The following is a 5,267-nucleotide window of genomic DNA, read 5'->3' on the forward strand; positions in this document are numbered from 1 at the left end:
AGCTTGCAGTTTACAAGGTGCCAAAAATCATAGAATTCAGGGATGAGCTGCCAAAAACACTTGTTGGTAAAATCGATAAAAAATTGCTGGTAAATGAAAATCTTGACCGTATCATTCCAAAATGAAATTATATAATTATCATCTTTTTATTTTTAATTAAAATTTAAAAAAATCATATTGCCAGTAAATTTTATTATAATCTACTGGGCAATCTGCTGAAGCTGCTGCATAAGCTGCTTTTCAACATGATCTGTCCACGCAATCTCGGGGACATCAACAACAATAAAAATCTCCGATAAAAATAAGGCCTCGATTGCCGTTACCCCAAGATTTTGGAGAAGCTTTCCAACGCCAACATGAACATGTATGCCATCATCCTGCTTTTCAAAGGTAAATGTTAATGCCCTGTCGGCTGCAATAATATCCCTTAAAATGCCAGCCTTCTGTGCCTGCAATATGGCCTTATTATCCTGCACATTGCTCTGAACCTTCCAGTTATTATTTGTAAGGTAATCTGAGAAATCCTGCACAACAGCCTTTAAATCCTTCTGTGTGTTAAACACCCTCTCCTTTTTGAATATTTCCATAACATTATATCAAAATTTACTACTTAAATATTTAGTTTAAATTTTTATGTTATTTTCAGCTATTTTCAAATGTTTTCCATATAATTTCGTGAAATAAATGGTTATGATTAAAATTGAATAAATCAGCAGTATAAGTTCAGAATATAAAAATGGAAATCCAAAATCAGAAAATGTATAATAGAAAGCTACAAGAATGATTATTGATGAAATTGATGGAAGCACGGCATCGGTCAGCATTGATTTTCTTACCCTGCTCAATCCAGTATTTGTTATTAAATGTATAATAAGTGTTGATAATGAGCTTACAGTGGCATACATAATAAACTCGTCTAAAAATCCGGAATATGAAAAATATAGATAAAATACTGCACCGGAAATTAATGCAGAAACAGTGAATATGATTGCAGTGAGGTAAAGCGCATTGTGCGGGACACTGTGGCTGTTAAGTTTTAAAAACCTTTCCGGAAGGAATCCATCCCTGGCCATTGCGTATATGTTTCTTGTTAATGATGTTGCAATTGTATTAAACAATGTATAAATAATTATAATATTCAAAATGAAGAATATTAAATCAACAACACGGCCTGCATGGCTCTGTATCACCATAAATGATGGTATTAATAAATTGCTGAAATTATCCATGCTGTTTATCCCAAAGCCAACAACAAGGGCGTATGATATTAAAAGGTCGAGGACGCCAATTATAAGTATCATTGCCAGAATTGCAATGCCAATATTCCTTTTGGGCTCCCTTGCCTCCTCGCCAAGTGGAACAATTGATCCATACCCTGTGTATGCAAGGAAGCTTCCTGTTATAAATCCAAGGAATAATGATTTATATCCTGACACGGGAGTGAATGGTATTATTGAATTATCATGCGATGTTATGATGATTTCCACAGATATTATCACAACAAATGCAATCTCAATGGAATTTAAAATTATCTGCGATCTAAACGATGGCCTTAATCCCCTGTAAACCATATAAAATGATGGCATTATTAATAATGAAATAATTATTACAGAAAAATAGAATGGAATATTTATTCCGGTGATATATTCAAGAGCCGGATTAAAAATCATTATAAAGAACGAAAAAACAAACATCAAATTTGCAATCTGATAAAGTATATAAATATATGATGTAAAAAAACCTGTGCCATGCCCGAGGCTCATTGATGCATATCCATAATACCCACGGGCGGAGGCTGTTCTTTTTGAGAACTGGTACAGTGTATTTCCTGTAAGAAGCGATGCCACCATGCCTATTAAAAATGCCAGGGGGCTTGCACCCAGTGCGAAGGCAGCCACGCTTATAATCCCATCAAATGTAAATAATGGAGATAGCTGTCCCATTCCCTGAAAAATTAATCCTGAAAGTCCTAATGTATTTCTTTTAAGTTCATTATCCATGCATGTGTATTGCAACTTTTTATTTAACCTTGATGAAAAGTATTCATTAATGTTTATTATGTATACATAATATATTTAAATAAAGTATCCGCCACACAATAAATTTTTAATATAAATGAATGATAATTTACTGATTAAAATGTTTAAAAATATAGGAATTATAGGAGCAGGTGCAATGGGATCTGCCATAGCCGAGGTGTTTGCATACAATGAATTTAATGTGGTTTTAAAGGATGTTAATATGGATTTTGCCACAAGGGGCCTTAAGCACATAGAAAAAATTGTTGATGATTATAATTCCTATTATGAAAGGCTTCCAGAAAGGGAGGTATCCAGAATTGAGCGGATGGGATTAAAGCTTAGCCTGGAGCAGAAGGAAAAAATCAATAATTATTTCTCGCATAAAATAGACAAAAATGATCTGGAAAAAAGAATAAAAATTACAGATAAATATGAGAACCTTTCAAAATGTGATCTGGTCATTGAGGCAGCATTTGAAAAACAGGAAATTAAAAATGGAATATTTAAGGAGATTTCAGGATATTTATCTGATGATGCCATTATGGCAACAAATACCTCATCGTTAAGCGTTACAGAGATGGCATCATATTATAAGAATCCGAAAAAGGTAATATTAATGCATTTCTTTAATCCGCCATACACACTGCCACTTGTTGAAATCGCGCCATCAACACAGGGTTCTGATGATGCCGCAAAACAGGCCTATGACCTTTTGAAGGGCATGAAAAACCATAGAAACAATATGCAGCCGGTGATGACCAGGGACAAAACCGGATTTATTGTAAACAGAATTTTGCTGCAGGTAATTAATGAGGCCATAAAGGTCTATGATGAAAATATAGCCACAAAGGAGGATATAGATACTGCAATGAAATATGGTGCCGGATTCCCAATGGGGCCATTTGAACTTGCCGATTATGTGGGCCTTGATATTGTTTATGATGTGTTAAAAACATTTAAGGATGTTTACGGCGACAGATTTAATTTATCTGAAACATTGACAAATCTCATCAGGGCAGGTTATATGGGCAGAAAGTCTGGAAGGGGATTCTATGATTATACAAAATAATATTATTTTTAAATATTAAATTCCGGAAGCATGCATTGCAAAAAGCTTAATGTTTATGTTAAAATAAAAGTACATGGACTGTGATGATCTTGGATATATGGTAATTTACCGGAGAAATGGAACATATATTGAAATTTCACATGATGAAACCGTAAATTTATGTAAAAGGGCGCTTGAGGCCGGCATACCACTTCCCGAATTAATTAAAAAAGAGGTTATGCCAGATTTAAAGCTGATAAAGTTCCGGCATTAAAAATATATACTGAAAAATTAATATATTAATGAAATGATTAAAGCCTATAAATTCTTTATAGCATCATTAATTTCCTCGGTAATAATCTCCCTTATTTTTTATTTAATGAACGGCTCCATTTATATATTAATCCTGAACATTGCATTATACTTTATTATAATAACATCGATATTTATAATTCCATTCAGCATATACAATCATTTATCATACTCAAGTGCATTGAAGGGCTTAAGAAAATACAGCATTTCATCATTAAAAAATACCTATAATTTTTCTGATTCGTATTTTGTAATAATAAAAAATAATAATTTTGATGTGAATAAATCGGTAATGGAAAACAATGATGTAGAGGCATTAATATGCATTAATGATAGGTATCTATTATTCTTCCAGTCTGCCGATTTTAATATAATATCTGATGTTCCCTTTATTTCCCTAAAAATAAATGATATAACCGAAATTTCACAGAAAAATAAAAGCATATTATTTCCAGCGGTATCATATAACATTGAATTAAAATGCACATTTTTTGATTTAAAAACATATTATAATGCATACAAACTTTTAATCCTGCATGGAAAAACAGATAAATTTATAATTAATTTAATTAAAAAAAGAAATAATTTATTTAAATAATCAGAAGGTTACATCTGCGGTTGCAAATTTTGCCTTCTGTGTTGGTACAACCAGTGTTACCTTGTATTTTCCTGAGAGATTGTGGTGCAGGCTTGTTGTCAGGTTCATGTATATAGTTGCCTCATCACCGAGAGGAACGTATATCCCATTATATTTATTATATTTTACATTGTCATGGTAATGGTATTTTGCATCAACAACCCTGTATATATCCATGCTGATATTCTGTGATGTTAATGTTATATTCTTTCCGGTTGTTACATTTGTTAATATTATCTCAGTTACCGCTGCCTGGTTTGGGCCATCAAGATCTGTTACATTAAACACCAGTATTGAGCCAGATGTATTATTCATTGCATAAGGTGATCCCTGGAACTGCACATCAGGAACCTTTGAATCATTAAATAGCTTTCCATAGACATTTCCATATGCTATCTGTCCTGTTACAAGCGTGAATGCAACAACTATTATTGCAAATACAAGAGTTACCACCAGTATTTTACCTGTTGTTGTTTGCCAGTATTTATTTTCCTTTTTGTCATCATTTTTCACAGGCTTCATTTTTATCACCATAATTTAATCCATTTCAATATGGGTATGTTCTTTGATATTCCCCTGTCTCCGAATTTCTTGTAAAGGAAGTAGTCAAGTCCCATTGCCCTGCCGGCACCTATTAGCATTAACGTGAGTGAACCAGCAAATAATAGTATGCCTATCTGCCATTCATCTTCACATGTTGCGCCAAGCCAGAATGCAGGCTGAAATCCTATTGCCATCATTGCACCACCGAATGCCGCGAGCCTTGTCAGGAAACCCACAATTAAAAGTACACCTGCAGTTAGTTCAACGAATGAGAAGAATGTAATAAACGGTGCTGCAAATCCCGGATGTTCCAATGCGAATAATAAAAATCCCTTAAAAAATCCTGCATGTGGAAGGAATGATACCAGCTTGTTAAGAACAAAGGTAGGGGTTCCAACTGCAAGCTTTTGTGGTGCAAGGACTGCCTTTCTTAATCCGCCATCAAAGTAATCCCAGCCAACTGCAAATCTCAATATCCATGTATACAGGGTTGGGGTTACGATCTTTGTCTGGCCCTCCAGACCATTTAAATCGACCTCAGCATTACTTGTATTTAACATTTTTTATCAGGCATTATATTGTATGAAAATATATAAATTTTTTCATATCCCTGATTATTTTTATGAAATCTTGAATAATTTATGAATTTATATATCTTTAATTCCCAAAATAAAAAAAAATAATTATATTCCATTATTTTTTATCT

Annotated in this window: 7 protein-coding genes; 3 read left to right on the forward strand and 4 right to left on the reverse strand. The window is 33.3% G+C overall.

Annotation, left to right across the window (positions count from 1 at the left end):
• Nucleotides 1-200 precede the first annotated feature (200 nt).
• Both AOG54_RS00805 and AOG54_RS00810 read right to left on the reverse strand, forming a co-directional pair.
• Nucleotides 201-587, reverse strand: a complete 387-nt coding sequence (locus AOG54_RS00805) for a hypothetical protein (RefSeq protein WP_048102443.1) — start codon at nucleotides 585-587, stop codon at nucleotides 201-203.
• Nucleotides 588-623: 36 nt separating this feature from the next.
• Nucleotides 624-2,000, reverse strand: coding sequence for an APC family permease (locus tag AOG54_RS00810; RefSeq protein ID WP_054963792.1), 1,377 nt, complete (start codon nucleotides 1,998-2,000; stop codon nucleotides 624-626).
• Nucleotides 2,001-2,139: 139 nt separating this feature from the next.
• On the opposite strand from AOG54_RS00810, the gene AOG54_RS00815 reads away from it, so the two are divergent.
• The 3 genes from AOG54_RS00815 to AOG54_RS00825 all read left to right on the forward strand — a co-directional run bounded on the left by AOG54_RS00815 (nucleotide 2,140) and on the right by AOG54_RS00825 (nucleotide 3,979).
• Nucleotides 2,140-3,090 (forward strand): 3-hydroxyacyl-CoA dehydrogenase family protein, encoded by a 951-nt coding sequence (locus AOG54_RS00815; RefSeq protein WP_055032270.1) that lies wholly within the window; start codon nucleotides 2,140-2,142, stop codon nucleotides 3,088-3,090.
• A gap of 73 nt (nucleotides 3,091-3,163) precedes the next feature.
• Nucleotides 3,164-3,343: a hypothetical protein gene (locus tag AOG54_RS00820; RefSeq protein ID WP_055032269.1), complete on the forward strand. Its 180-nt coding sequence runs from the start codon at nucleotides 3,164-3,166 to the stop codon at nucleotides 3,341-3,343.
• Nucleotides 3,344-3,376: 33 nt separating this feature from the next.
• Complete coding sequence (locus AOG54_RS00825; protein ID WP_054964406.1) at nucleotides 3,377-3,979, forward strand: hypothetical protein; 603 nt, start codon at nucleotides 3,377-3,379, stop codon at nucleotides 3,977-3,979.
• On the opposite strand, the gene AOG54_RS00830 is transcribed toward AOG54_RS00825, so the two are convergent.
• Both AOG54_RS00830 and doxD read right to left on the reverse strand, forming a co-directional pair.
• A complete protein-coding gene (locus tag AOG54_RS00830; RefSeq protein ID WP_162200838.1) occupies nucleotides 3,980-4,540 on the reverse strand; it encodes a TQO small subunit DoxA domain-containing protein in 561 nt (186 codons plus the stop codon). It abuts the gene before it with no gap.
• Between the two features lie 5 nt (nucleotides 4,541-4,545).
• Nucleotides 4,546-5,121 (reverse strand): thiosulfate:quinone oxidoreductase large subunit, encoded by a 576-nt coding sequence (gene doxD / locus AOG54_RS00835; protein WP_054964408.1) that lies wholly within the window; start codon nucleotides 5,119-5,121, stop codon nucleotides 4,546-4,548.
• Nucleotides 5,122-5,267 lie beyond the last annotated feature (146 nt).

The organism is Acidiplasma aeolicum, assembly GCF_001402945.1.
Taxonomy (GTDB): Archaea; Thermoplasmatota; Thermoplasmata; order Thermoplasmatales; family Thermoplasmataceae; genus Acidiplasma; species Acidiplasma aeolicum.